The following is a 585-nucleotide window of genomic DNA, read 5'->3' as shown; positions in this document are numbered from 1 at the left end:
GCTCGGCGACCTCCGCCGTCGTGCCCGCGCTGGCCCCTGGCCTCACCCGCGCGGCGTGGACGGTCGACTGGGTGATGTGGATCCTCGGCACCGTGATCGGACTGTTCTCCTGGGTGGCCTTCACCCTGATGCTCACCGCGAAGGACTGCGGGCGCCCGCACTTCACCTGGGGTCTGCCCATCGTGCCGCCCATGGTCTCCGCGACCACCGGCGCCGCCCTGATGAGCCACACCCCGAACGAGCTGACCCGGATGCTCGTCAACGTGATCTGCGCCGGATGCTTCTTCGCGGCCCTCTCCCTGGGCATCTCGATCTTCGGCATCGCCTACCACCACCGCTGGCTGCGCGACCCCCTGGGGCACGACGCCGCGGCCACGACCTTCATCCCGCTGGGGGTGATCGGCCAGTCCACCGCGGCCGCGCAGGCGCTGGTCACCGCGACCCGGAACTTCCTGCACCCGGACGCCGTGCAGGCGCTGCACCAGATCGCACACGCCTACGGCATCGTCATGCTGGCGATCGGCGCGCCGCTGCTGGTGTGGGCCATGATCCGCACCTACTCGGCGTGGGCCCACGGGGCGGGGT

Annotated in this window: 1 protein-coding gene; it reads left to right on the top strand. The window is 71.3% G+C overall.

The window, feature by feature from the left end; all coding sequences use genetic code 11:
- The coding region (locus NS355_RS17910; RefSeq protein ID WP_209445137.1) for a hypothetical protein at window positions 1–585 on the top strand (585 nt) is incomplete at both ends.

The organism is Sphingomonas yabuuchiae (assembly GCF_001477495.1).
Lineage (GTDB): Bacteria > Pseudomonadota > Alphaproteobacteria > Sphingomonadales > Sphingomonadaceae > Sphingomonas > Sphingomonas yabuuchiae_A.
The sequence above is the reverse complement of the archived record's forward strand: the minus strand, read 5'-3'. Positions and strand labels throughout refer to the sequence as shown.